At 36.2% G+C, this 23810-nt stretch carries 20 protein-coding genes; 5 read left to right on the top strand and 15 right to left on the bottom strand.

The window, feature by feature from the left end; all coding sequences use genetic code 11:
* Positions 1-161: 161 nt before the first annotated feature.
* From J0N78_RS14245 to J0N78_RS14265, 5 genes are all read right to left on the bottom strand, one after another.
* Positions 162-3254, bottom strand: coding sequence for an AAA family ATPase (locus J0N78_RS14245; RefSeq protein WP_209123780.1), 3093 nt, complete (start codon positions 3252-3254; stop codon positions 162-164).
* The gene (locus J0N78_RS14250) at positions 3251-4408 is read right to left on the bottom strand and encodes an exonuclease SbcCD subunit D (protein WP_209123781.1); all 1158 of its coding nucleotides are present in this window, start codon (positions 4406-4408) and stop codon (positions 3251-3253) included. Before J0N78_RS14250 ends, J0N78_RS14245 begins: the two co-directional genes overlap by 4 nt.
* 151 nt (positions 4409-4559) lie before the next feature.
* The gene (locus tag J0N78_RS14255; protein ID WP_209123782.1) at positions 4560-5036 is read right to left on the bottom strand and encodes a flavodoxin domain-containing protein; all 477 of its coding nucleotides are present in this window, start codon (positions 5034-5036) and stop codon (positions 4560-4562) included.
* A 170-nt stretch (positions 5037-5206) separates the two neighbouring features.
* The gene (locus tag J0N78_RS14260) at positions 5207-5839 is read right to left on the bottom strand and encodes a lytic transglycosylase domain-containing protein (protein ID WP_247747319.1); all 633 of its coding nucleotides are present in this window, start codon (positions 5837-5839) and stop codon (positions 5207-5209) included.
* Between the two features lie 29 nt (positions 5840-5868).
* Positions 5869-8430, bottom strand: coding sequence for a DEAD/DEAH box helicase (locus tag J0N78_RS14265; protein ID WP_209123783.1), 2562 nt, complete (start codon positions 8428-8430; stop codon positions 5869-5871).
* A 169-nt stretch (positions 8431-8599) separates the two neighbouring features.
* On the opposite strand from J0N78_RS14265, the gene J0N78_RS14270 reads away from it, so the two are divergent.
* The 4 genes from J0N78_RS14270 (at position 8600) to J0N78_RS14285 (ending at position 11245) form a co-directional block, all read left to right on the top strand.
* On the top strand, positions 8600-8899 hold the full coding sequence (locus J0N78_RS14270; RefSeq protein WP_209123784.1) for a hypothetical protein: 300 nt from the start codon (positions 8600-8602) through the stop codon (positions 8897-8899).
* A gap of 252 nt (positions 8900-9151) precedes the next feature.
* Positions 9152-9484: a hypothetical protein gene (locus tag J0N78_RS14275; RefSeq protein ID WP_209123785.1), complete on the top strand. Its 333-nt coding sequence runs from the start codon at positions 9152-9154 to the stop codon at positions 9482-9484.
* 371 nt (positions 9485-9855) lie between these two features.
* The gene (locus J0N78_RS14280) at positions 9856-10851 is read left to right on the top strand and encodes a DUF4003 family protein (protein ID WP_209123786.1); all 996 of its coding nucleotides are present in this window, start codon (positions 9856-9858) and stop codon (positions 10849-10851) included.
* A gap of 133 nt (positions 10852-10984) precedes the next feature.
* The gene (locus tag J0N78_RS14285; protein WP_209123787.1) at positions 10985-11245 is read left to right on the top strand and encodes a DUF6154 family protein; all 261 of its coding nucleotides are present in this window, start codon (positions 10985-10987) and stop codon (positions 11243-11245) included.
* Between the two features lie 785 nt (positions 11246-12030).
* Here J0N78_RS14285 and J0N78_RS14290 read toward each other — a convergent pair.
* The 8 genes from J0N78_RS14290 to J0N78_RS14325 all read right to left on the bottom strand — a co-directional run bounded on the left by J0N78_RS14290 (position 12031) and on the right by J0N78_RS14325 (position 21485).
* A complete protein-coding gene (locus J0N78_RS14290; RefSeq protein WP_209123788.1) occupies positions 12031-13212 on the bottom strand; it encodes an iron-containing alcohol dehydrogenase in 1182 nt (393 codons plus the stop codon).
* A gap of 65 nt (positions 13213-13277) precedes the next feature.
* Entirely contained in the window at positions 13278-14723 is a 1446-nt protein-coding gene (locus J0N78_RS14295) for an aldehyde dehydrogenase family protein (RefSeq protein WP_209123789.1), read from the bottom strand.
* Positions 14724-14835: 112 nt separating this feature from the next.
* On the bottom strand, positions 14836-16113 hold the full coding sequence (locus J0N78_RS14300) for a TRAP transporter large permease (protein ID WP_209123790.1): 1278 nt from the start codon (positions 16111-16113) through the stop codon (positions 14836-14838).
* Entirely contained in the window at positions 16110-16607 is a 498-nt protein-coding gene (locus J0N78_RS14305) for a TRAP transporter small permease (RefSeq protein WP_209123791.1), read from the bottom strand. The genes J0N78_RS14300 and J0N78_RS14305 overlap by 4 nt, the downstream gene beginning before the upstream one ends.
* Before the next feature lie 70 nt (positions 16608-16677).
* Positions 16678-17694, bottom strand: a complete 1017-nt coding sequence (locus tag J0N78_RS14310; protein ID WP_247747320.1) for a TRAP transporter substrate-binding protein — start codon at positions 17692-17694, stop codon at positions 16678-16680.
* A 224-nt stretch (positions 17695-17918) separates the two neighbouring features.
* Positions 17919-18917 (bottom strand): LacI family DNA-binding transcriptional regulator, encoded by a 999-nt coding sequence (locus J0N78_RS14315; protein WP_209123792.1) that lies wholly within the window; start codon positions 18915-18917, stop codon positions 17919-17921.
* Positions 18918-19137: 220 nt separating this feature from the next.
* The gene (gene nfsA, locus J0N78_RS14320) at positions 19138-19887 is read right to left on the bottom strand and encodes an oxygen-insensitive NADPH nitroreductase (protein WP_209123793.1); all 750 of its coding nucleotides are present in this window, start codon (positions 19885-19887) and stop codon (positions 19138-19140) included.
* An 89-nt stretch (positions 19888-19976) separates the two neighbouring features.
* On the bottom strand, positions 19977-21485 hold the full coding sequence (locus J0N78_RS14325) for a carboxypeptidase M32 (protein WP_209123794.1): 1509 nt from the start codon (positions 21483-21485) through the stop codon (positions 19977-19979).
* A gap of 146 nt (positions 21486-21631) precedes the next feature.
* Between J0N78_RS14325 and J0N78_RS14330 the strand changes: the two genes are divergently transcribed.
* On the top strand, positions 21632-21937 hold the full coding sequence (locus J0N78_RS14330) for an iron-sulfur cluster biosynthesis family protein (protein WP_209123795.1): 306 nt from the start codon (positions 21632-21634) through the stop codon (positions 21935-21937).
* Positions 21938-22054: 117 nt separating this feature from the next.
* On the opposite strand, the gene J0N78_RS14335 is transcribed toward J0N78_RS14330, so the two are convergent.
* Both J0N78_RS14335 and J0N78_RS14340 read right to left on the bottom strand, forming a co-directional pair.
* Positions 22055-22303, bottom strand: a complete 249-nt coding sequence (locus J0N78_RS14335; RefSeq protein ID WP_209123796.1) for a DUF2564 family protein — start codon at positions 22301-22303, stop codon at positions 22055-22057.
* Positions 22304-22511: 208 nt separating this feature from the next.
* A complete protein-coding gene (locus tag J0N78_RS14340) occupies positions 22512-23669 on the bottom strand; it encodes a THUMP domain-containing class I SAM-dependent RNA methyltransferase (RefSeq protein WP_209123797.1) in 1158 nt (385 codons plus the stop codon).
* Positions 23670-23810: the final 141 nt, after the last annotated feature.

Here is a 23810-nt window from a genome sequence, read left to right on the forward strand (position 1 = left end):
AATTGACTGAAAAAAATAGCCCTATAGGTCCATGCCATTACCTACAGGGCTAACATCTCAATTATCTTTTATTTTGAAAAATGCATCATTTCTTCGATTTTTTACTCTTAATATTACTCATCAACTCTAACATAGAAAGCCATTTGTTGAAATGTAGTAGGTTATTTAATGACGAACGAGGTTTGGCTATGGCCTTCTTTCGTTTTTCTCACGTCCAAAATAGCAGGTATTGATTGCTTGAGCTCTTGAACGTGGGAAATGACGCCGATCAATCGCCCTGATTGTTGGAGTTCAATAAGCGTATCGATTGCTTTACTTAGTGACTCTTCATCCAATGATCCAAAACCTTCATCAATGAACATTGTCTCAATCGATATTCCTCCTTGATGAGACTGAATAATATCCGCCATACCAAGTGCTAAACTAAGCGACGCATTGAACTTTTCTCCACCCGATAACGTTTTTACATCACGTTTTTGACCGGTATAATTATCATACACATCTAAGCTTAGTCCACTCTGCTTCCCTCTTTTTTCAAGGCGATCGCTACGAACGAGGTAAAACTGGCCATTTGAGAGGCGATTAAGCCGTTGATTTGCTACTTGGACAATTTGCTCTAAAAATTCTATAAGTAAATACCTTTCAAACGAAATCTTTTTCGCATTATCACCACGAACAATATCATATAGATCTTTATGGATATAGTAAAGTTGTTCGGATTCTTTCACTTTTTCATTCGCCGCCTCAATATCCTTTATTGCTTTATCAATAAGATTCGTATAGTTTTCCATTTGGATAAAGGATAATCTCACGGTTTCAAGCGCTTCTCCTAACTGTTGAAGTTCATTATCTAAAGCAACAAGATCATATCTTTCTTTTCCTTCGAGCTCGTTTTTAAGGTCTATAATTTGCTGTTGAATAGAGGCTACATCTGCCCTGAATGTCACAATCTCTTTTTTCATCGTCTCACGTTCTATTTTTGAACGTTTTGCTTGATGATACTCTTCTTCTGTTGTAAAACCTGAGGAAACGAGCTCATGGTGAAACTTCTGATAGGCTTTTTCTTTTTTATCGCTAATCAGCTCTAATTGTTTTTTTATATTTTCAATATTTGTTTTTGCAGTAAAATATCGTTCATTTGCCTTATTAAGCTGTTCTTGTACAACCTTCCACTGTCGCTCTAACCTTTGTTTTTCTTCTTGTTGTTGTTTGAGTTCGTTTTGAAGCTGATCTAAAGATTGTAAATGCGACGGAATATCTGTTACAAGCTGGTCGTAAGAGGTCGTTTCTTTTTCAAACGATAAAACGATTTCGTTATATTGGTTTTCAGCTTGAATTTTTTGTTGCTCTGTTTGTTCAATCCATTTTTCTAATTTGTCATATTCACTTTTTTGTTGCTCCATTACTTTTTGCTCTAATTTCAGCTGACCGATTTCATCTTGAAGACGATTTTCTCTTTCTGTTAATTTGTAAACTTTATCACTCAGTCCATCGATTGGTAGGTTAAACTCAGTAATTTCTTGTTGTTTCGTATCTAGTTGAGAATTGATAGAACTTAAATCCGCCTGTAGTTTCCTGTAGTTAGCTTCTGCTGTTTCTTTTTCTTGCCTTTTTTGCTCGAGTAATTCTTTTGTTGGAATTTCTTCTTTACGACTAGGTCGACCTGGATGTTCTCGACTACCACACACCGGACATGGCTCGTCGTCATGAAGGTGCTCGGCTAATAAGCTAGCTTGTCCTTCAATCCAACGAACTTCTAACTTATCATAGTCATTTTTCACTGTTACAAACTTTGTTTCTTGATGAAGCAATTCAGTAGAAAGCTTTGTTTGTGTCTCTATCAACTGTAAATATTCATATCCAGTTTTTATTTGTGTCTTTGTAGCCTGAAGTTGCTCCACCTTCGTCGTGTACTCTTGACTATTCGTTTCAAGTCGTTTGATTTCTAAGACCAGTTCTGCTTTTTTTCGTTTTTGTTCTGTCATTTGTACAGTCAGTTTATTAGTTTGTTGTTTTAACCTTTCCACTTCAGCCTTCAAACCAATTAACAATTTCCGCTTTTCATCAAGATGAGCAACTTTTGGGATAAATTCACTAAGTTTATTGACATGAATGGCAGCTTGTTCACGCTGCTCATGTTTTTCTTCTTCTACTTTATAAGCATTCATGACAACATTCATTTGTGTTTCTGCTAAGCCAAGTTCATGTTTAGCATGTTCAAGTTCATTTTTTCCTCCATTGAGCTCTTGAACAAGTTCTTTATATTGCTCTTCATAAACGTCTAACTGGCTTGCTTTTTCAGCTAGTTTGAGCTGAATTTCTTTTCCTTCGATTTCAGGAAGCTTCTTATGAAGTAGCTCATTTTGCTTTTGTTTCATTTCCAGGTGATCAAACCGTTCATTCAGTGTTTTTGCGTCATGATAATAAGTTGTTTTTTCTTGAAAGTGTTTTTTTAGTGCATTAAAATGTTGTTTCTGTTTTCCTGTTTCTTGTTGGTAATATGTCATCTCATCAGCTAAAGCTTCAAGTGCTTGATGAGCATTATAATTTTCTTGTTCAAATACTTTCGTTAGCATCGACTCTTGGCGGTTCGGAAGACTTTTGTTAATGTTTTTAATATGAAGATCACGCTCTTGTCTTTGCTCTTCATATACTTGTTGTGATGAAATTCTTTTTTCATTTAAACGCTCCGTTACGTGCTTAAACAGCCCAGTTTTAAAAATCTTTCGTAGGATTTCTTCTTTGTCTTCTGTTTCAGAGGTTAGTAACTTTCGAAATTCTCCTTGTGGAAGCATAACGATTTGACTGAACTGCTCTTTCGTTAGGCCGATAATTTGCTGAAGCTTCTCGTTGACTTGGCTTACAGTTAAGCGGTCAACTAATAATACTTCTTCCCCTTCTGTTATTTCATACAGTTCATATTTATCACCGGTCGCCGTTTTATTTGTACCTTTCACATGAGCAAGCTGGCGGAACACTCGGTACGTTCTACTGCGGAGCTCGAATTCAAAATCGACGGATGTATGATCCTCATCAGCGGCAAAGTGACTACGCAACATTCTTGGATCACTACGGTCTTCTCCACTTGCTTCTCCATATAGAGCAAAGCAAATTGCATCAAAGATACTCGTTTTGCCAGATCCAGTATTTCCTGAGATTACGAACAGTCGGTGATCGTCTAGCTCTGTAAAATCAATGACTTCCTTTTGTTTATAAGGCCCAAAAGCGGATAATGTAATTTTTATCGGTCTCATTTTCGTTCACCATCCAAACTGATCGTTTCTTGTAAAACTTCCGAGAATAATTGTTCGGTTTCTTCAGTAATGTCAGTACCTTTTACTTCTTTATAAAACGCTTTAAAAAGAGACAGTTTGTCCATTTTCGATCGCGAAATAGCTTCTGGATGATGCTCATTTGTAATTAATAAAGAGATCACTCTTTCCACATGCAACGCATTTGGATAAACGGAGCGAATCCGCTCCATTGGTGACAAAATAGGACTTTCATCTAATAGCTTAACAAATACATAGTCTTCATTTCGTTCGTGCTTTTCAATATCGTCCATTTTTCCCTCGACTGTACGAATGTTTCTCCTCGGTTCAAGCAACCGCTTTTCAACAGTAATTTCACCATCATCACCCAAATCAACCACATAAAACCCTTTTTTATGATGCTCTTCAGATATGGAGTATTTTAATGGCGATCCAGAATAACGAATTTTTTCATTCCCGACATGATGAGCTTGGTGTAAATGACCAAGCGCCGTGTAATGAAAACAATCAAAATGGCTCGCATTTACGTGTTCAGCTCCTCCGATCGCTAATGGCCGTTCCGAATCGCTTGTATTCGGTTTTTCTTCCCCGTACGGTGTAACAAAAGCATGTCCAACCAAAACGTGCCGAGCATTTTCATCCATCGTTTCACTGATTTTATTAACAATAGCTCGCATCGCTTGATCGTGTGATCGTACATCATCGATTTGCATTTCATAGCGAACTTTACTCGGCTCTGCATAAGGGACTAAGTGAAAATGAACCTCACCATATTCATCGTGAAGAACGACAGGTTCAAAGGCATCCGTAAATTGGCCTACAATATGAAATCCATTCGTTTTCATAATTTTTCTACCAAAGTCGAGGCGTTCTGGGCCATCATGATTTCCACCAATTGCAAGTACTGGAATTTTTAGTTTAAGAACAATCGTTTCTAACACTTCATCTAGTAGATCAACAGCCTCAGTCGGTGGAATTGAACGGTCATATAAATCTCCGGCAATAATGACTGCATCTGGTTGTTCTGTTTTTACTTCCTTAATAAATTGCTCTAGTACATGTTTTTGATCTTCTGTCATATAAACACCTTGTACTAATTTTCCGAGATGCCAGTCAGCGGTATGGATAAATTTCATTTAAGAGCACCATCCTTTTCTAATATGAAACTTCAATTCATTCACTACTTCTATTATGACAAAAAAGGTATACCAAAAGTGGTACACCTTTTTTAAAAAATGTATATCTTTTTATCTTTCTTAAATAATACTATCATTATATTTTCTAATTTCATAGAAATTTTGTCGCAAAGGCTTTTATCGAATTTTCATTAAGGTTCGTGATATCACTACTAATTCCCTTTACTTTTTGGATAATTTGCTGTTCTAAAAAGTTCATTTGTGAAAACAATAGTTCCCCACCAAATAAACCATTTGCTATCGAATGTTCTCTTAATTCAGAAGGAAATGCCTTATTAAACTGTTCTTTTGCCAATTCTCCTTCGTTCATACAGCAAAGAAATAACCCTACTTTTTTTGTAAGTAATATATCAAGGTTGGTTTTTAAAAATTGTTTCACTTGCCTTTGAATCGAACTTAGATGAATAGAGACTCCGATGATAATTACATCGTAGATTTCTAATTCTCTTAGTGGGGCTTCATTATACAAATCAACTAGCTCAACATCATTTTTGAAATATTCACAAATATGATGTGCTGCTTTTTCAGTTGTTCCATGTAAAGAACTAAAAACAATTAAATACTTCATATGTATTCCTCCATAAAGTCTCTAAACCTGAAATTAAAGGAAGTCTACCTTTACATATTAGCAATTGCTTTATTTCTACTAATGATTAGAACTTTATATAACCAGTATATTATAGGATCCTCGATTAGAATACCAAAACATTAGAGAAGTTTCACCAAATCTCACTATTTCTACTTATAACAATACCCAGACGGCTTTTCCGCTTTATACCCTTCGTTGTAAAGATCATAATAATGGATCACTTTATCTACGTATTTTTGACTATGATTATAGGCAAATACTGCTTTTGCAATATCTGCATTGGCCGCACCATGATCGGCTAAATATTTTGCTGCTGAGTTGGTTGCATCGACGACATTAAATGGATCGGCTTTCCCATTGCCAGAGGCATCCAATCCATATCCACCATACTCAGATATAAGAGCGACATCAGTAATATCAACATTATCTATAATATCTCCTAGTTCTGTTCCTGGATATCCCCAACCTACCCATGTTCTCGGCATAAACTGAAAGTGGCCGACAGCACCGACCGAACTTACCATGGGATCTATCGTTGAAAATCTCGTTTCAACCCGATGAATGGCTGCTAATAATTTCCATGGAATAGAGTATGTTTCAGCAGCTTCTTGATAAATCGGGATATAACAACTCGGGATTGAGTTGTCCCTAAACGAAAACTCGATCAAACCTCTTTTTAGTTCCTTTTGATAATGTAACACCATCACAAGAAGGAGAACGGCAAATACAAATATTAACCGTCCTCTCATTGACTTTCTATTTGTTTTTTTCTTTTTCCCCATCGACGTTTACCTTCCAAATATTTACTATTTTAACACTCGTAATAGTGGTCATTTCTTTTGTATTTAGAAGCATAGCAATCATTACAAATTGCAAACGTAAAATCCAATTCAAGCTTCGTGCCACATGTGCGGCATTTTTTACTCATATTACGAACGTCCGTCTTTAAACGTTCATGCACATCATCACTAATTTCTTCACGAACTCTCTCCCAGTAAAGTGCTTCGGTACGACGATCTAACCGATACAAAAATAACAGATGTAAGCCTACCGCTTTATAAGACAACTCAACTTCTTCAAGACTACCTTTTTTAATAATCGGTTCAGGTAATTCATTTCCTTTAATAATCGCAGCCATTGCACGACGCCACTGTTTCGTCAGTAACGGTTCATTTGTTGAAAAAGGCAAATGTAAAAAACCATATAGATCCATCATCGATAAACGTGCTTCAATTTGGGTGCCTCGAACCATCGTATATAATTCTCTTTCCTCAGATAATGTTGCCTTTTTCGTTCCTTTAGGACTTTCAAACTTATTCCATAGTTCAAAAAATGTTCCAAGGTCGCGATGATACTTTTGAAAACGTTCAAAAACAGAATTTGTAGGAGCGATCGCAAATGTCGATACAAGTTCATCATCTTGGTATAATAAACGTTTCATCCTTTTGATGTCTTTCGTAAAAGCAACCTTTCCTACATCATAAATTCCTTTACGGCCTGCACGTCCAGCAATTTGCTTCACTTCTTGAGACGTCAACCGACGCCTTCTCGTTCCATCAAATTTTTCATTTTCTAAAAAGACAATCCGACGAATAGGAAGGTTTAAGCCCATTCCAATCGCATCAGTAGCAACAATCACAGTAGTCTCCCCATCAATAAACCGCTGCATTTGTTTCTTTCTTGTTTCAGGCGGCATACTCCCGTAAATCATACTTACTGAATGACCATTATTTTGAAGTCTTGAAGCGGTTTCTAATACACGCCTTCTCGAAAAACAAACAAGAGCATCCCCTTTTCTCGTATGTTTCATACTGAACTCTTTTCCTTCAACTTCAAGTGGAATATCTCGATAATATTTATAAATTTCAATATTAGAATCGCCCAATAACTCAACAATCATTGTTTCTGCATTATGGCTAGCGATGATATGGACTTCTTTTGCATTCGCTTTCGTAATAGCCTTGAACCATGAAAAGCCACGATCATTATCAGCAATCATTTGCGCTTCATCAATAACGACAATATCGTAATACTCTTTTTCATGGAACATTTCAACCGTGCAAGAAATATGGTTGGCACCTTCCACATCTTTTTCTTCTTCACCAGTTTTAAGTCCGCATGGTATGCCTTCATGGTTTAATTTATCGAACACTTCAAGTGCTAATAATCGAAGAGGTGCTAAATATAAGCCACTATTTGCTTCCTTCATCCGCTCAAGGGCTTGGTGTGTTTTTCCAGTATTTGTCTCACCGATATGTAATACATATTGAATATTTCGACCAATTGATGGTCGATACTCTCTTCCAAAGATATCTTCGAGCATTCGTTCTTCGAATGCTTTTTTTCGTTCAATTTCAGCTAACTCTTCAGCTTTCTTTCGTTCACGATCTTCAAGATCTTCCTCATAAATTTTTTCATGACGGTCTAAGTCAAAAGGTACGCTTGCGAGTTCGAGCAGGTCAGAGATATATTCTTCTTGGATTCTTTTAAAATAGTCACTTTCTAGTGTATTCACATAAATGGTAAGCATTTTTCTTAACGCTCGTTGTGACAATTCTTTATTAAACTCAATCGTATACTGGTCAATGAGTGATGGAGACAACTGCTTTATAAGCGTTCTCGCAACAAGATTTGGAATATAATCATTTATTAGTTTCTCATACGCATAAAAGTATGTTTCATACTCCCAATGAAATTTTCGGTGAACCGCTCCTGTCAACTCGTCAAAAAAGGAAGCTAACGTCGAATAATTGACTGGGTCAAACGGTCCTTCTTCGACTAATTTTTCTTCAATTTTATATGGTGGAATAGCTGGGTACTTTTGATTATTTTCAAAGTCGTTTGCTAATTGTTTGGCAACATGATATCTAACATAAAGGTAAAAATTGTCATACTCTTCTTCAATCAAATGTTGCGCAAAAGCTTCAATACTTTCACGGATGTTGCTTCTTTTCTCAGCCTGTAGCTCCTCCTCCTTTCTTTTAAGGAATTCATTTCGAACTCTTTGATAACGCTCTTCCCACTCTGTCTCATTTTGAGAAAACGTTTCTTCAACCCATGAAAGAGTATCAAACGGTTGGTATGTTCGCATTTCATTACGAAATAAACGGTTGATCAGCTTTCTGTCGACTCCTTCGACTTCATAATCACTGTCACTTAAATAAGCTTTTTTCTCCCGCTTTGGTACATCATTCGTAACTTTAGTTAGCCAAACATTGATCCAAATTTGTTCAATATAATGCCGACGGTCAATGATATATTGTTCATACGTAGGCATGATCTCTTTTGTTTCCAAATAACGATCAAGATCCTCGTAAATTTTTATTTTCGTATGTTCTATCGCTTGAGGGTAAAGAGCGGATAACTTGCTCATGATAAGCACCCCTTCCTATTTTAAAGAGAACACTATATATTTCATTTCTAATTTAATCTTTCTCTGTTTAGTTTTCACCTTTTTTATTTGTTTATGTTGTTTGTAAAATACATCGAGAAGTTGTTTTGTTATAATATATTAACCATACTGTTAAAAAGGAGATTTTTCAATGAGTAAGAAGCAATTAGAAGAACAAATTATCCAAAACTTTCAACAAGACGAACAAATGATGATTCTCATCTTTGCCCAATGGTGTGTTAATCACGACCTAAACCCAGAGGAACTATATACACGCGCCTACCCTAAACAAAAAAGTAATTCCGCTTTACAACACGCATTAAGTTTAACAGTTTCAAAAGAGGAGGCAGGTCCAATTTCCGATCAAACAGTACTCGGAGTTTTATCACTTTTTGGAAATGATGATCTTGCATATATCGTTACTGAAGAAATTTCAAAAAGAAATAAGTAAAAAGGACTGTTTAATACTTTCTAATGGTTGGATTACAAAGGAGGAATGCCACGCTTTTTATTGTCAACAACTGGTTTAAATAGTAACAGCGTCTCCTGAAATGATATGACCATTTACATAAGACATTTTTACATTCACTCTCCATCAAGTTTTGTTTTAGTGTTCCCTATTCTTCCAAACTTATCAAGTAGTTTCTCATTCATCGATTTACTATAATAGTAGGAGACAATTAGTAGATAAGGACTGTTGTGTATGATTGAAGAAAAAGCTCTTGCTGTTAATTGGTGTAATGAATTTTTCAAGTCTCAAGATGACTATACACTCACTCCGATCGGGTATCAGTATATTTTATGGAATCGTTCAAAGGAATATCAGACGCAAAGCTTTGATTGGTTAATACTGAATGCTCATCTGCGGGCATCTCTTGACAATCATTCTTTCACAGAACAGTTTTTTGAAGTGATCCAAAGTGTAGAAACCTACTCGGACATCTTGAAATTAATCAAAATTGAAAATGAGTTACGAGATTTTCAGCAATTTACGAATATTGTTCCGTTTAAAAAACTTATCGTGACAAGAGGCTGATCATATCAAGAAGGTTAGCTTCTTCTTTTTTAATAGCTGTTTTCGTAAACTTTATTTTATTTTCAAAGGCTTCACGCCAAAGCGTGAAGAACCAAGCTTTCGCTTGGTTAACGGTCCAATAGCTAAAAGCAACAATCTTTTAGAAAAGAGCCTTTTTTAATAAAAATACTATCCAAAAAATTCCTCATGAACAACACTTTTCTAAACACTCACAGTAACGAAAACAGTAATGATTCTGATTTTCAGCATACTTTTTATTGCCCCCAAAAATCTGCCTATGTTTCAAAGCAAATTAGGATAAACTAAAAAGGGTGTAACCTCAGTACTCTAATTATCGTACATAAGTTTAGTCTAATGAAAGAAGTGATACGATGTTACTCGATCCTTTCCAACCAAAAATGGAACAATATATAGATGGTTATAAACAATTAAAGAAAGAACTAAAATGGAGAGTGTCTGATCGAAATCTTATGATGGTTTCCTCCATTTATGTTGTTCATAATAAACGATTGAACATTTCACACTTCATCAAACTGAGCGACTATATCAAAAATCAAGTAAACATGCTATCTACTTTAAAATCCTATCAACGCTTTACAATTGCAGCTTTGCTTGATGTTCACTTCGATAACGCTGAAGAAAAGTTTCATGAATTCATTAACTTATATGATGAGCTTATTCAGAGGGGCTTTAGTCGAGGAGCATTTACATATCTTGCAGCAATGGTTTTATTAACAAATGATCCTGATAAAAGCGATCATAAAGTGAGTATTGAACGAGCATTATCCATCTACAAAGTCATGAAGGCTCAGCATTATTTTCTTACTTCAACGACCGACTACCCGTTAGCTGTCTTATTAGCAAGAGTGGACGCAAACTTTGAAAAGCTACTTGAGCTCACAAAGCTGTATTATGATCGTCTTTCGAAAAATGGTTTTAGTAAAGGAAATGAACTTCAGTTTCTTAGTCACATTTTATCTCTTCAGCACGGTATTGATCCTAACATTCTTATCACACGATCTGTAACCATTTTCGAAACATTAAAACGGAGACGTAAAAGATTAAAACCAATACATTACCCAGAAATTGGCTTACTTACGTTTTTTGATGATGGAGTAAATGAAATCGAGATAGTCTTGCAGCTAGAAAAAGACCTAAATAAAGAAAAGGTCTTTAAATGGTATAAAGATATGAATTTCATGATGGTTGTCAATTTTTTAATGACAGATAAAATGGAGGAATCAATGGTATTAGAAACTGGTATTTTCACGACATTCGAAGCTCTAATTCAAGCTCAGCAAGCCGCTATGGTTGCTGCTATATCGAACATCACTGTCACATCAAACTCTACAAATACCAATAGCTAATGTTTTTATCATTTAAGAAATTATACAACTTACCTTATATTATGCCCTACTACATTGATCCTACGTATATTTTCCGGAACGGATGTAAAACTAAAAAGATGCTATGAACTTTTGAACCATGGAGGTCCCTTTTATGAAATTCATTGACGATCTATTTGCCATGTATAAAAATCATTTAACAGGAGATGAGGAAGATGCCTTCATTATTATAAGCGGTATCCTCCAGGAATTTAATATTGGTGATATTGAAAAATTAATCAAAGAATTATCTGACGAAGAACGTTTTGAAATGTTTGGTTTGTATGTATATGAAAGATTCCGTTTAAAAGTTGCCCAAGAAGGGGTTGGCGATACAAATAATGAAGATGACCAAAGCGACGGTTACATTCATTAAATCTATTGAAGCTTCCGTTATTCAAATCATAAATTCATTGTTCTCAGGATAATTTTTTGATCCAATAGGCTGTCATTAATATTCTAATAAATGCGATAACACCTAACAACAATAAGATCATAAAAAGATTATTAATAACCCCAATAAATTGAAGAAAAACCGTGCTTATAATATTCCAACATCTACCTCTCCTTCTATTTATAATTACTATAAATAAGTATTGATTATTTTTTAAAAGCTGATATTATATATATAATCAGTATTATTTAAAAGAACGGCTATTTTATTTTCAAAACCTTCACGCTATGCGTGAAGAGCCATTTAAAAAGATTATCATATTTGCAATGCTAATCTTACCATTTTCACCTAGCAATTACACGAGTAATCAATACATGATATCTAAGAAAAGGTGGGGTCTATTATGCATAAAAAAACAGTTTGTCCAAAATGTCAATCCGAAGTCAAACAGTTAAAACATAGTACATTATGCAATTGTGGAGTTAAGTTTAAAAAGGTGAAGACACTCCTCTAATGTATATGACTAGATTGCGTATTATACACCATCAAATGGTGATATAAAAATCCCTCTTCAAAGCATGATTACAATTGCAATCAAACTCAAATCATACATGAACAAAAAGAGCTTGACGATTTTTCAAAGCTCTTTTTGAATTAAAGATGTCATTTCATAGTCTCACCCTTATATGGCTTTTATAATTTCCTACAAATAAGAAAAAACCGCAATTGAATCCTTTTTACGGGCTCATTGCGGTTTTCCTTGAGTATTAAACCTCTAAGGCGACTTTTGTATCGCCATATGCTTCCATGTAAATTTTTTCGATATCTTTTACATTTAAGGTACGAGGATTATTGTTCAATAGACGGTCAATTTTACTTGCTTCTTCAGCTAGTGCTGGAATATCTTCGACTGATACGCCGACATCTTTAATTGATGCAGGAATACCAACATCTTTAGATAAAGTTGCCATCGCGTGAACAGCTTGTTCGGCAGCATCTCTTGTAGATAATCCTTCTACGTTTTCCCCCATTGCTTTCGCTACTTCTGCAAATTTCTCTAAGTTTGCCACTACATTGTATTTCATCACGTAAGGTAATAATAATGAGTTTGCTACACCGTGTGGTACTTTAAACTTTCCACCTAATGGATAAGCTAAAGCATGAACGGCACCAACTCCAGCATTTCCTAAAGAAATTCCAGCAAGTAAGCTTCCCATCGCCATATCTTCACGTGCTTTTAAGTCTTTACCATTATGAACAGCAGTGCGCAATGAACGTGATATTAATTTGATCGCTTGAAGTGCGATACCGTCTGTTAGTTCATTTGAACGAATAGCCGTATACGACTCAACTGCATGGACAAGAGCGTCCATACCAGTTGCTGCAGTTACAGCCGGTGGTACAGTTAACGTTAACTCTGCATCAACAATAGCGATGTTTGGTAATAAGTAAGTACTAACGATCCCTTTTTTCACTTTATCGCGATTATCTGTGAAAATCGCATTATATGTTACTTCAGACCCTGTTCCTGAAGTCGTTGGAATTAAGATAAATGGTAAGCCTGGATTTTTAATATTGTCGATTCCAACCATATCACGAACGTTATCTGTATTTGTCATCATTACCGCTAATAGCTTTGTGACATCAAGTGCACTTCCCCCACCGACACCAACAAAAACATCGTAGCCTTTATTACTAATTTTCGCAGCCATTTCTTCTAAAATTTCAAAAGGAGGTTCAGGAATAACATCATCAATAATATCTACTTCAAGAGCTTGTCCTTGAAGTGGGGCGACCACTTTATTTACAAGTCCTGTTTCTCTAATGATCTTATCGGTAATAATAAGTACTTTTTTTCCGCCTAGTTTAGCAACTTCTTCGCCAACTTTTGCTACTGAACCACTTCCTGTGATCAATTGACCTGCTGTTTGAAAAATTGAAACGTTCATCTCTCCTACATCTCCTATCCTAGCCTATTTTTATTTCTCTACTTACAATTAGATTATCTGCTTATCTAGCCTAATTTAATACCAACAAACTTAATTTCGGTCATATCTTCAACAGCATATTTTACGCCCTCTTTACCAACGCCACTTAGCTTCACGCCGCCGTATGGATAGTTGTCTTGACGGTACGTAGACATTTCGTTAATCCAGACGCCGCCTGTTTCGAGCTCATCTGCTAAACGCATCGCACGATTAATATCTTTAGTAAATACACCTGCTTGAAGACCGAAGTCAGAGTCATTCGCATAGCCGATCACTTCTTCTTCCGTTTCAAAAGGAATGATAGAAACGATTGGCGCAAAAACTTCCTGGCAAACAACTTTCATTTGTGGCTCAACGTTAACTAGAACTGTTGGCTCAAACAAATTACCTGTCCGCTTTCCACCTGTTAAAAGCGTAGCACCTTGAACTTGTGCTTCATCTACCCACTCTTCAGCACGTTTAGCCGCTTCTTCTGTAATCATTGGACCGATATCTGTTGTTTCGTCTGTAGGATTTCCAATTTTCAACGCTTTGACTTGTGGTACAAATGTGTCTACAAATAGTTGATATACATCCTTTTGAACGTAAATACGTTGTGCTGAAATACAAACTTGACCTGCAAAAGCAAACGCACCTTTAACTAAACTTGTAGCAGCTGTTTGAATATCACCATCATTAAAAATAATATTAGGAGAGTTAGAACCTAACTCTAACGTTACTTTTTTAAGCCCAGCTTGCTGTTTAATGATTTTTCCAACTGTCGGGCTACCAGTAAACGTAATTTTACTTACACGATCATCCGTTACTAGCTTTTCACCCATTTCAGATCCAATTCCCATTACTAAGTTTAATGCACCTTTCGGAAGTCCAGCTTCTTCAAATAATTGTGCTAACATAAATGATGTAAAAGGTGTTTTTTCTGCAGGTTTTAATACAACAGTATTCCCCGCAGCAAAAGCCGGCCCTAGTTTGTGTAACGCCAAGTTTAACGGGAAGTTGAATGGTGTAATTGCTACAACAACGCCAATTGGATTGCGACGAACCATACCGATACGGTTTTCTCCACCAACGGCACCATCCATTTGAACAAGTTCACCTTCGATTTTCTTCGCTTCGTCAGCAGCAAATTTTAGAACTTGAACGGCACGCCCTACTTCACCGCGTGCGTCACGGATTGGTTTACCTGCTTCTAGTGCAAGAACTTGAGCGAACTCTTCTGTTCTTTCAATAAGAAGATCTCCTGTTTTTCTTAAAATATCAGCACGCTGATGAGCAGGAAGCTTTTTCATCGTATTACGAAAAACGCTGTGGGCTGTCGCTAACGCTAGCTCGATATCTTTATCTGTAGCTAAGTCGATCGAGCCGACAACATTTCCATCAAAAGGACTTTTCACTTCTAAGCTTTTTCTTCCTGAACCCTTCAATTCTTCACCATTAATTAATGAACCAAAATGTAACGGTGTACTTACCATATTGAATCTCCTCCTAAAAAAGTAAAGCTTCTATCAAAAGGGGAAGAATCCCCCTTGATGTGAACTTTGTTTTTCAATTAAAGCTGTATACGTTCAAACAATATAACAGTCATCATCTAAACATGTTCGGAAGCCATAAAACGATCTCTGGCACAAAGGCGATAATCAGTAACGCAATAAATAATGTAATGATAAACGGCAAAACCGCTTTACTCGCTTTTTCCATCGAAGTACCGAGTATTGGGACGGTAACGAATAAGTTAACCCCAACTGGCGGTGTCGCCATACCAATTGCAATCGCTACTACCATGACAATCGCAAAGTGGACTGGATCCATACCAATCGCAGCTGCAACTGGAGCAAGAACTGGTCCAAGTAGCATTACGATCGCAGCACCTTCTAAGAACATACCGATAAACATCAATAATAAGAGAATTAATAATAAAACTATGACTGGATTTTCAGTAATCGACAAGATCGAATCGGCAAATGCTTGTGGAATTCCAAAGTAAGCCATAACCCAGCCGAAAGGGGCGGACATCGCAACAACTAAAAGAATAACGGCAGAGATTGTTCCTGTACGAATTAAACTGTCAAAAATGTCATTCCAAGTTAAACTACGATATACCAATGCACCGACTAAAAATGCATAGGCTGCGGCAACTGCACCACCTTCTGTCGGGGTGAAGATTCCACCGCGAATACCGATGATGATAATGATCGGCATCACAAATGCTAATGAAGCAGCTAATGTTACATCAAATAAACCTTTCCAAGTAAATGGCATCTTTGATGTCGGATAGTTATTTTTTACTGCAACAACATAAGATACAATCATTAATAATGCCGCAATAACAATCCCCGGAACGATACCTGCCATAAACATCGCACCAATGGAAACGTTCATCTGCGCTCCGTATAGGATCATAATAACACTCGGAGGTATTACTGGTGCCATAACCCCTGCACTTGCAATTAATGCAGCTGTAAAGCTCTTTTTATAGCCTTCTTTTTCCATCGAAGGTCCGAGTGTTTTACCTAGAGCTGCTGTTTCAGCAACAGCTGAACCTGATAGTCCTGCAAAGCCAGCTCCTGAAACAACCGCAACATGTGCTAACCCACCACGGAAGCGTCCCATGAAAAACTTAGCAAAATTGATCAACCGGTCTGTTATACCAGAACGACTCATCAACTCACCCGCTAAAATAAAAAATGGAATCGCCATCATTGGAAATGATATCGTCGGGTTATAAAGTGTTTGAACAAAGACATCAAACGGTAACTGAGCAGTAGCAATCATAAAAATGACAATGGCTACCCCTAAACTGAAGGAAATCGGTATTCCAACAATTAATGCAAGTAAAAATGGAACAATAAGCCAAAAAATCATTTTACGATCACCTCCTTAATGTCTCGAACGATGAAGTGTAGCATATGGGTGATCATAACTAATCCAGCAAAAGCAATACTTAATCTTGGCCAAAAAAGCGGGATATCAAGTGCATTCGATGTGAAACCCATGCTATTTATTGCAAAATTTAATCCTATATACGTAAGTAAAATGATAAATCCAAGCAGAATTAGTTTTGTAATAAAACGAAGTATTTCCTGCCCTCTAATCGAAAGTTTTTCCACAAATATATCGATATTAATATGCTCTAACTGTTTTACAGCAATTGCTGAGCCTAAAAACGTCATCCATCCCATTAAGAACGTCGTAACTTCTTCTGGCCAATTCAAGCCAGTATTAAAAAGATATCTTAATACTACTTGAAGAATAACTGCTGAAAACATCGAACCAACAATAATACCAAGGGCAATCTTAGAATAATAATTAAGAGTATTACTTATTTTCTCTAAGTTTTTATCTAGTTGCTCTAGCAAGACATTCAACTCCTTTTAAAAAGAAAGAGGCTTAAAACGGTCGTTTTAATGCTTTAAGCCTCTACTTGCTTTATTGTTGAGCTGCTTGAATACGCTCAATTAAATCTTGATCTACTTCTTCTGCAAATTGATCCCAGATCTTAACAGAAGTTTCAACCCATAATTGCTGCTCTTCTTCTGTAGGTGTGTAGAATTCAACACCTTCGTCAATCATTTCTTGTTTTAATTCATCTGCAAACTCTGGTGCTTGCTCAAAGTTATATTCTTGTGCTGCACTTGCTGCATCTAATACGATTTGTTGTTGTTCTTCAGTTAAACCATCAAATGTTTCCTTGTTCATAAATGCAATATGAAGGGCATGAATTCCACCTGTTTCTGTTACGTAACGAATAACTTCATGTAAGTTAGCAGTAACTGCCCAGTGAGGTTGCTGCACTAATCCATCAACAACACCTTGCTCTAGCGCAGAATATACTTCAACCCATGTAATTGGTGTTGCAGTTGCTCCTAAAGACTCAACGTAAGCCATTTCAATTGGGCTCTCTGCTGAACGGAAGCGTAAACCATTTAAATCTTCAGGAACTTTTACTTGACGCTCAGTGTTCATGACGTGACGCTGTGTACCAGGGTCTAAGTAAAATAGTAACTCTAAGTCTAAATCTTCTCTTGTCATGTCTTTATATTCTTGTCCAATCTCACCAGATAAAACTTTATGTGTGGCATATACATCTTCAAAAAGGTATGGTAAGTCAAATGGTAAGAATAAGTCTGTAAATGGTGCCATGTTGTTTGTAGCTGCTGAAGCAATATCTAGTGTATTGTTTTTCAACATTTCGATTCCTTGAGTATCACCAGCTAATGTTGCACTGTGGTGAATACGAACTGTTACTGCTCCTTCAGAACGCTCTTCAACTTCTTCTTTAAATTTTTCATATGTTAAATAAATCGGAGTTCCTGGTGCCGCTGTATGTGAAAGGACGATTTCTACATTATCATTTCCGCCAGCGCCTCCTCCTGCAGTTCCACATCCAGCTAGTGCTACTAATATAAGTGCTGCTGTAACGAGTAATAAAAGTTGTTTTTTCATGATCTTTTCCCCCATTAATAATATTTTTAGATTACCTTGATTGCGTTTTCATAAATTATTATCTCTAAAAGTGAAAGAAGTTATGAGTTTGAATCACCTCCTAAAAGAAATATAAAATTTCCCTTTTTTTGAATACGTATTCATAAACTACTAAAAAACATAGAATAATGTCGATTATATATTGTTCATAGTGTGTATACGTATTCATATTAAATTAAAAAATTTTAATTTGGTTTGCTTGTTGTTTTTCGCACCGCTAAATGTGGCTCTAGTTTTATTTGTTGATAGTTCCCTTGCTCTATATTCCCTTCAATAATATGAATAAGACTGTTAACCGCAATTTCACCCATTTGTTGAATATTATGAGCAACACTTGTTAATTGGATTACCTGATGACTCGCAAGTGCAATATCATCAAAACCAATTAGACTAATATCTTCAGGTATCTTTCTTCCCATTTTTAATATAACATCCATTGCAGTTAAAGCAATTTGGTCGGTTGCACATAATACTGCGGTAAGTTGTGGCTGTGTACTAATCAGATCGTACATGGCCATTTCAGTTTCCTTTGAAGTTGTATCTACAACTTTTAAGAGCTGTCTATCCATCTCTATTCCTTTTTCGCGAAGAGCTTCGTAACATCCTTCTTGTCTTTCAAGGAATGTCGAAACATTCGTTGGACCCATAATCATTCCAATATGTTCATGACCCAGTTGGAGAAGATGCCCCATGGCCAGCTTTCCTGCTTTTACATTATTTAAAATGACATAATTCCCTGCTTTTTTATGCTTACGGTTAATTTGAATGTAAGGTGTACTGTTATCAGAAAAGAAATCATACATTGGTTCATCTAAATTAATCGATGACTGGATGATACCAGCAACATTATTACTTACAATATGTTCATAAATTTCTTCACGATTCGGTTGATTATCAAAATAGACCATTGTATTATATCCTTTTTTAGTTGCTAAATTGATAATTGCCGTAGTAATCTCGGAATAGAATGGGTTTTCTAAATCACCTGAGATTAGTGCAATCGTCTTCGTTTTTTTCATTACAAGACTTCTCGCAATCATATTCGGACGGTAATGTAGTTCAGCAATGGCTTTCTCTACTTTTTCTTTCGTTTCTTTCCGAACATTCGTAGAGCCATTTAACACGCGTGATACTGTTGCTTGGGACACCCCTGCTAATTTGGCAACTTCTTTCGATGAAATCATTGTATCCCTCTATTTCCCTTAATTCTTTTTGTGAATACGTATACATACTTTTTTCTTCTGTACATAAATTGTAACAGAAAGTTTTTAATTTGTTAACATCTTTTTTAAATTTTTTGTCGAAATTTTAAAAAGTGTGGAACAAATGCTTTATTAATAACAAAAAATAAAGCTTCCGATCAAGTAGTAAAGCCCCTAATCAGAAGCTAAAATTAACTAAATCCTATCGAATTGAAAAACCTTTACTCTCGATAAAAGATTTCATATATTTTCGTCTAGGATTTGATAGCATTTGTGCCATTTGTTCTGTCCATGTATCTTTTCTTTTACCATTTGTTCGCTTTTCATAGTATGCGGAAATTATTTCATTATATTCTTCTAGCTGTTTCTTTAATACTTCCTTATTCTCGGTATAGCCATCTTCATGATAAATGTGATTAAATGGTAGCCGTGGTTTAACATCTGGTGATTGAGCAGGATAACCTACCGCAAGTCCAAATAGTGGAATTACTTTTTCAGGTATATTTAATAATTGGCAAACTTCCTCTAAATTATTGCGGATCCCTCCTATATAACAAACCCCAAGTCCTAAGGCTTCTGCAGCTATCGTTGCATTTTGAGCGGCTAATGCTGTGTCAATCAGTGCAACCATAAACTTCTCTGTACTTTCCAACCCCTCTGATAAATCCATTTCTTCCATATCACTAATTAGCTCATGACGGTGTAGGTCTGCACAAAACACAAAAAAATGTCCATTTTTTTCAACATACGTTTGGTTTCCAGCTAGTTCTGCTAATTTTTCTTTTTTCTGTTGATCTTTTATACCGATTATGGAATACGCTTGAATAAAGCTTGACGTTGATGCTGCCTGAGCACTTTTGACAATCGTTTCAATCTGTTCATTTGTTAAAGACCGATCTTCAAACTTTCGGATGGATTTATGACTTAAAATCGTTCCAATTGTTGGATTCATTTATTTCAACTCCTAATTAGTAATCGATATCGGATAAAAAGGAATACACCTCCCCAATATTTTGGGAAGTAGTTCTTATATTCTTTTCTTTAAAATTGATAAATCTCACCGTATTTTTTACGTAAGTAATTAACAAGATATTTCGAATTGATGCCTTCCCCAGTAATATCCTTTAAAATTTCTACTGGCTTTTTCATCTTTCCGTATTGATGAACATTCTTCGTTAACCATTCTTTGATCGGTTGAATGTTATTGCCAGCTAAAAGTTCACTGTAGTTAGGCATTTCCCTATCCATCGCCGCTTTCATTTGTGCCGAATAAATATATCCAAGCGCATAGGAAGGGAAATAGCCAAAAGCTCCCCCAGACCAGTGAACATCTTGAAGAACACCCTCAGCATCATTCGAAGGCCGTACACCGAGATACTCATCCATCTTATCATTCCAAATTTGCGGGAGATCTTTAACTTCGATGTCATCACTGAATAACCCTTTTTCAATTTCATAACGAACAATCACATGGAGTACATACGTCATTTCATCGGCCTCAATCCGAATGAGTGATGGACCTGCTACGTTAATTGCACGATAGAAATCTTCTAATGACACATTGTCAAATTGGCCACTAGAATACTTTTGAAGTAAAGGATAATTCACTTCCCAGAAAGAAGGGTGACGACCAATCATATTCTCGAAAAACAATGATTGTGACTCGTGAATCCCCATTGAAGTTCCATCACAAAGCGGTGTCCCAACTAAATCCTTTGAAATGTTTTGCTCGTAAACCGCATGACCACATTCATGAATTGTACCAAATATCGCCGTACGAAAATCTTTTTCATCGTACTTCGTAGTAACACGAACGTCATTCGGATTTAAACTGATTGCAAATGGATGGACCGTTTCATCTAAACGACCAGATTCAAAGTCATACCCTAGATTTTTTAATATTTCTAAGCTTAATTGACGTTGCTTCTCCTTTGAGAACGTTTCAAATAAAAAGCCTGTTTTCGGTTGATGACTTGATTCTTTCACCGCTTGTACTAATGGTACTAATTCATTGCGAAGATTTCCAAATACATCATCAAGAGTTTCGACAGTTATTCCTGGCTCATAATCATCGAGTAACGTATTGTATTTATGACCTTCATAGCCCCAATACTCTAAAAAGCGTTTTTTCGTTTCGACGATTTTTTCTAAATATGGCTGGAACATCGTAAAATCTGATTTATCCTTTGCTTGCTCCCAAACAGCTTCAGATTTTGATTCAAGAATGACATATTCTTTATATTCTCTTTCTGGAATCTTTTTATTTCGATCATAATTTTTTTGACATTCCTCCACCGTTTTCCTTGTAATTTCAGAAATGTCTGAGCTCTGACTTAATGCATCTATGTAATCTTTCATCTGATCAGACGTCGACATATTAAAGATTTCAGTAGAAAGCGTACCAATGACTTCAGAACGTTGCTCTATCCCTTTTTTAGGTGCCCCTGTTCGTAAATCCCAGACCATTAAGGAACGAGCTTCGCTAAAGTTTTCCATTTTCTTAACATACTCTAAAAAATCATTTTCCATTTTTTTCGTCTCTTTTGACATCTCTTATGCACCCTCTCTTTAATTACCAATATTTCGAATAATGAAATACAATTTCATTATAAATATTCTTTTAGCAAAAGTTAACTATTTTTACTTGAGAAAGAAATTTGGTATGATGGCTTAATATGAATAAAGGGGGAACGTCAATGAATGTAATGATCAGTTCTGAAGCCGCTCGCTTTTACAAGCAAGAAGTTCTTTCAGGAAAAAATCAGTCCTTACGACTCTTTGTTCGCGTTGGAGGAGTAGGTTCAGGTGGTTTTTCCGTTGGTGTCAGCGCAGAAGAACCTACACGTAATTGTTATCATTTAAAAAAAGAAGGCGTTGTGTTTTTTATTTACGAAGATGACGCTTGGTATTTTAACGGTATGACCATCGACTACAATGAAGATTTAAATATGATGGTATTTACTAATCCACAATTTGAGGATATTTACCACCCTGAACAATAGAAAGCGGCTGACTCTATTCTACACACCTCAGTTCACAAGAAATTATGAGGAGTACAGAAACTGAGAGTCAGCCTCTTCTTCGATTTCTACTATATAAAGGACTCGATAAATTGCTCCTTATTTCTTTGCTTCTTCTAATTGATGGTCAATACGTTCAATCAACTCAGATGAAATTTCAAAAAAACGCTCGTCCACTCCTGTTTGATGTGAAGCCGCAGAATAGTATTTCTTTTTTGCTTGTTGTACTGCATCTGTTGCCGCTTGCAGTTGGTCTGGGTCCATACTCATCGTTGCTTGTCCTACCATACGTTCTGCTGCTTTGATTGCCATCTCTACTTGCTTTAAATCGTTATACGGCTCTGACATACAATATTCCACCTTTCGTTCATATAGTGCTATTATATGCCTTTAAAAAAGAAAATATTCACAATAAGTTAACATAATATCATTATGGTTAATTAAACTCATCTGTATAGATCAAAAAACGAATAGCAACTAACTGTTAGAATAGAGTTCAAACAAAAAAGCCACAATCTCTCCGTTACTAAGCGTTGTGGCTTTGTTTTTATAACCATCATTTTTTTTGTACGTCTACTGGTTTTGGAGGCCTAGGTCCCCAATATTGATAGAGATCGGTTCGAATTTTACCATTGTAAAGCTTCCGTTTTTTGGTCGCCTTTTTACCATACAGCTCTTCAAATTGTTCATTGGATGTAAGTACGTAAATCGACCACGTTGGAATATGCTCTTGAAAGATTTTACCCATTTCTTTATACAACTGAGCAACTTGTTCTTTCTCGCCAAGGCGCTCGCCGTATGGTGGATTCGCAATTAAGCAGCCATATTCTCGTTTTGCTCTTAAGTCAGTCACTTGCATTTGCTTAAAGCGAATAATATCCGTAAACCCAGCCTCAACTGCATTATGTTCGGATAACTCAATCATACGATGGTCAATATCGGTACCAAGAATATCTAACTCCTGATCATATTTTGCTAAATCCTCAACTTCCATTCTCGCTTGATCCCACTTTTCTTTCCCGATCCACCCCCATTGTTCTGAAGCAAATTCCCTCATAAACCCAGGAGCAATATTTTGTCCGATCATCGCTGCTTCAATCGGTAAAGTACCTGAACCACAAAACGGATCCATCAAAGGTTTGTCTGGTCTCCAATTGGTCAACATAATAAGAGCTGATGCTAACGTTTCTTTTAATGGAGCTTGATTTGAACGGTATCGATAACCCCTTTTATGTAAGCCGTCTCCACTTGCATCGATTGTTAACGTTGCGACATCCTTATGTAGGGCAACTTCAATGCGGTAAAGCGGTCCATCTTCCTTAAACCAATCAGTACGATACTTTTTCTTTAAGCTTTCTACGACGGCTTTTTTTACGATTCCTTGACAGTCAGAAACACTAAAAAGCTTTGACTTCACAGATTTCCCAATGACAGGAAATTCTGCATTGATAGGTATAAAATTCGCCCATGGAAGTGCTTTTGTTTTTTCAAATAACTCTTCAAAGCTAAGTGCTTTAAATTCTCCTACTTTTACCTTGATCCGATCAGCAGTTCTTAGCCATAGATTCGAGCGGCAAATCGCCATCGGATCGGCTGTATATATAATTCGTCCATTTTCAACAGTTACATCCTTATATCCTAAATCTTTTACTTCTTTAGCAACAAGTGCTTCAAGGCCCATTGTAGCCGTTGCGATTAATGTTACTTTATCCATTCAAATCACCTACATTCTATTCTTTCCCCATTATAGACATGTTCACTCTAAATCACAAATAAGGATATTTCTCTAATATTTTCCAATAAAAAAGAGCAAATAAAAAAGCCCTTATACTGTGGGCTTAACAGTCATCTATTT

The sequence above is a fragment of the Alkalihalobacillus sp. BA299 genome (genome assembly GCF_017745675.1).
Classification (GTDB): Bacteria; Bacillota; Bacilli; order Bacillales; family Bacillaceae_F; genus Alkalihalobacterium.

Coding starts and splice junctions, on each gene's coding strand:
- J0N78_RS14295 (WP_209123789.1), bottom strand. CDS start 14,723: ATGGTAAGTACACCGTTACATTTTGGTTCATTAATTAATGGTGAAGAA.
- J0N78_RS14300 (WP_209123790.1), bottom strand. CDS start 16,113: ATGATTTTTTGGCTTATTGTTCCATTTTTACTTGCATTAATTGTTGGA.
- J0N78_RS14290 (WP_209123788.1), bottom strand. CDS start 13,212: ATGAACGTTTCAATTTTTCAAACAGCAGGTCAATTGATCACAGGAAGT.
- J0N78_RS14250 (WP_209123781.1), bottom strand. CDS start 4,408: ATGAAATTTATCCATACCGCTGACTGGCATCTCGGAAAATTAGTACAA.
- J0N78_RS14245 (WP_209123780.1), bottom strand. CDS start 3,254: ATGAGACCGATAAAAATTACATTATCCGCTTTTGGGCCTTATAAACAA.
- J0N78_RS14335 (WP_209123796.1), bottom strand. CDS start 22,303: ATGTCAGAGCCGTATAACGATTTAAAGCAAGTAGAGATGGCAATCAAA.
- J0N78_RS14330 (WP_209123795.1), top strand. CDS start 21,632: ATGAATGTAATGATCAGTTCTGAAGCCGCTCGCTTTTACAAGCAAGAA.
- J0N78_RS14285 (WP_209123787.1), top strand. CDS start 10,985: ATGAAATTCATTGACGATCTATTTGCCATGTATAAAAATCATTTAACA.
- J0N78_RS14325 (WP_209123794.1), bottom strand. CDS start 21,485: ATGTCAAAAGAGACGAAAAAAATGGAAAATGATTTTTTAGAGTATGTT.
- J0N78_RS14340 (WP_209123797.1), bottom strand. CDS start 23,669: ATGGATAAAGTAACATTAATCGCAACGGCTACAATGGGCCTTGAAGCA.
- J0N78_RS14280 (WP_209123786.1), top strand. CDS start 9,856: ATGTTACTCGATCCTTTCCAACCAAAAATGGAACAATATATAGATGGT.
- J0N78_RS14310 (WP_247747320.1), bottom strand. CDS start 17,694: ATGAAAAAACAACTTTTATTACTCGTTACAGCAGCACTTATATTAGTA.
- J0N78_RS14260 (WP_247747319.1), bottom strand. CDS start 5,839: ATGGGGAAAAAGAAAAAAACAAATAGAAAGTCAATGAGAGGACGGTTA.
- J0N78_RS14270 (WP_209123784.1), top strand. CDS start 8,600: ATGAGTAAGAAGCAATTAGAAGAACAAATTATCCAAAACTTTCAACAA.
- J0N78_RS14265 (WP_209123783.1), bottom strand. CDS start 8,430: ATGAGCAAGTTATCCGCTCTTTACCCTCAAGCGATAGAACATACGAAA.
- J0N78_RS14255 (WP_209123782.1), bottom strand. CDS start 5,036: ATGAAGTATTTAATTGTTTTTAGTTCTTTACATGGAACAACTGAAAAA.
- J0N78_RS14315 (WP_209123792.1), bottom strand. CDS start 18,917: ATGATTTCATCGAAAGAAGTTGCCAAATTAGCAGGGGTGTCCCAAGCA.
- J0N78_RS14275 (WP_209123785.1), top strand. CDS start 9,152: ATGATTGAAGAAAAAGCTCTTGCTGTTAATTGGTGTAATGAATTTTTC.
- nfsA (WP_209123793.1), bottom strand. CDS start 19,887: ATGAATCCAACAATTGGAACGATTTTAAGTCATAAATCCATCCGAAAG.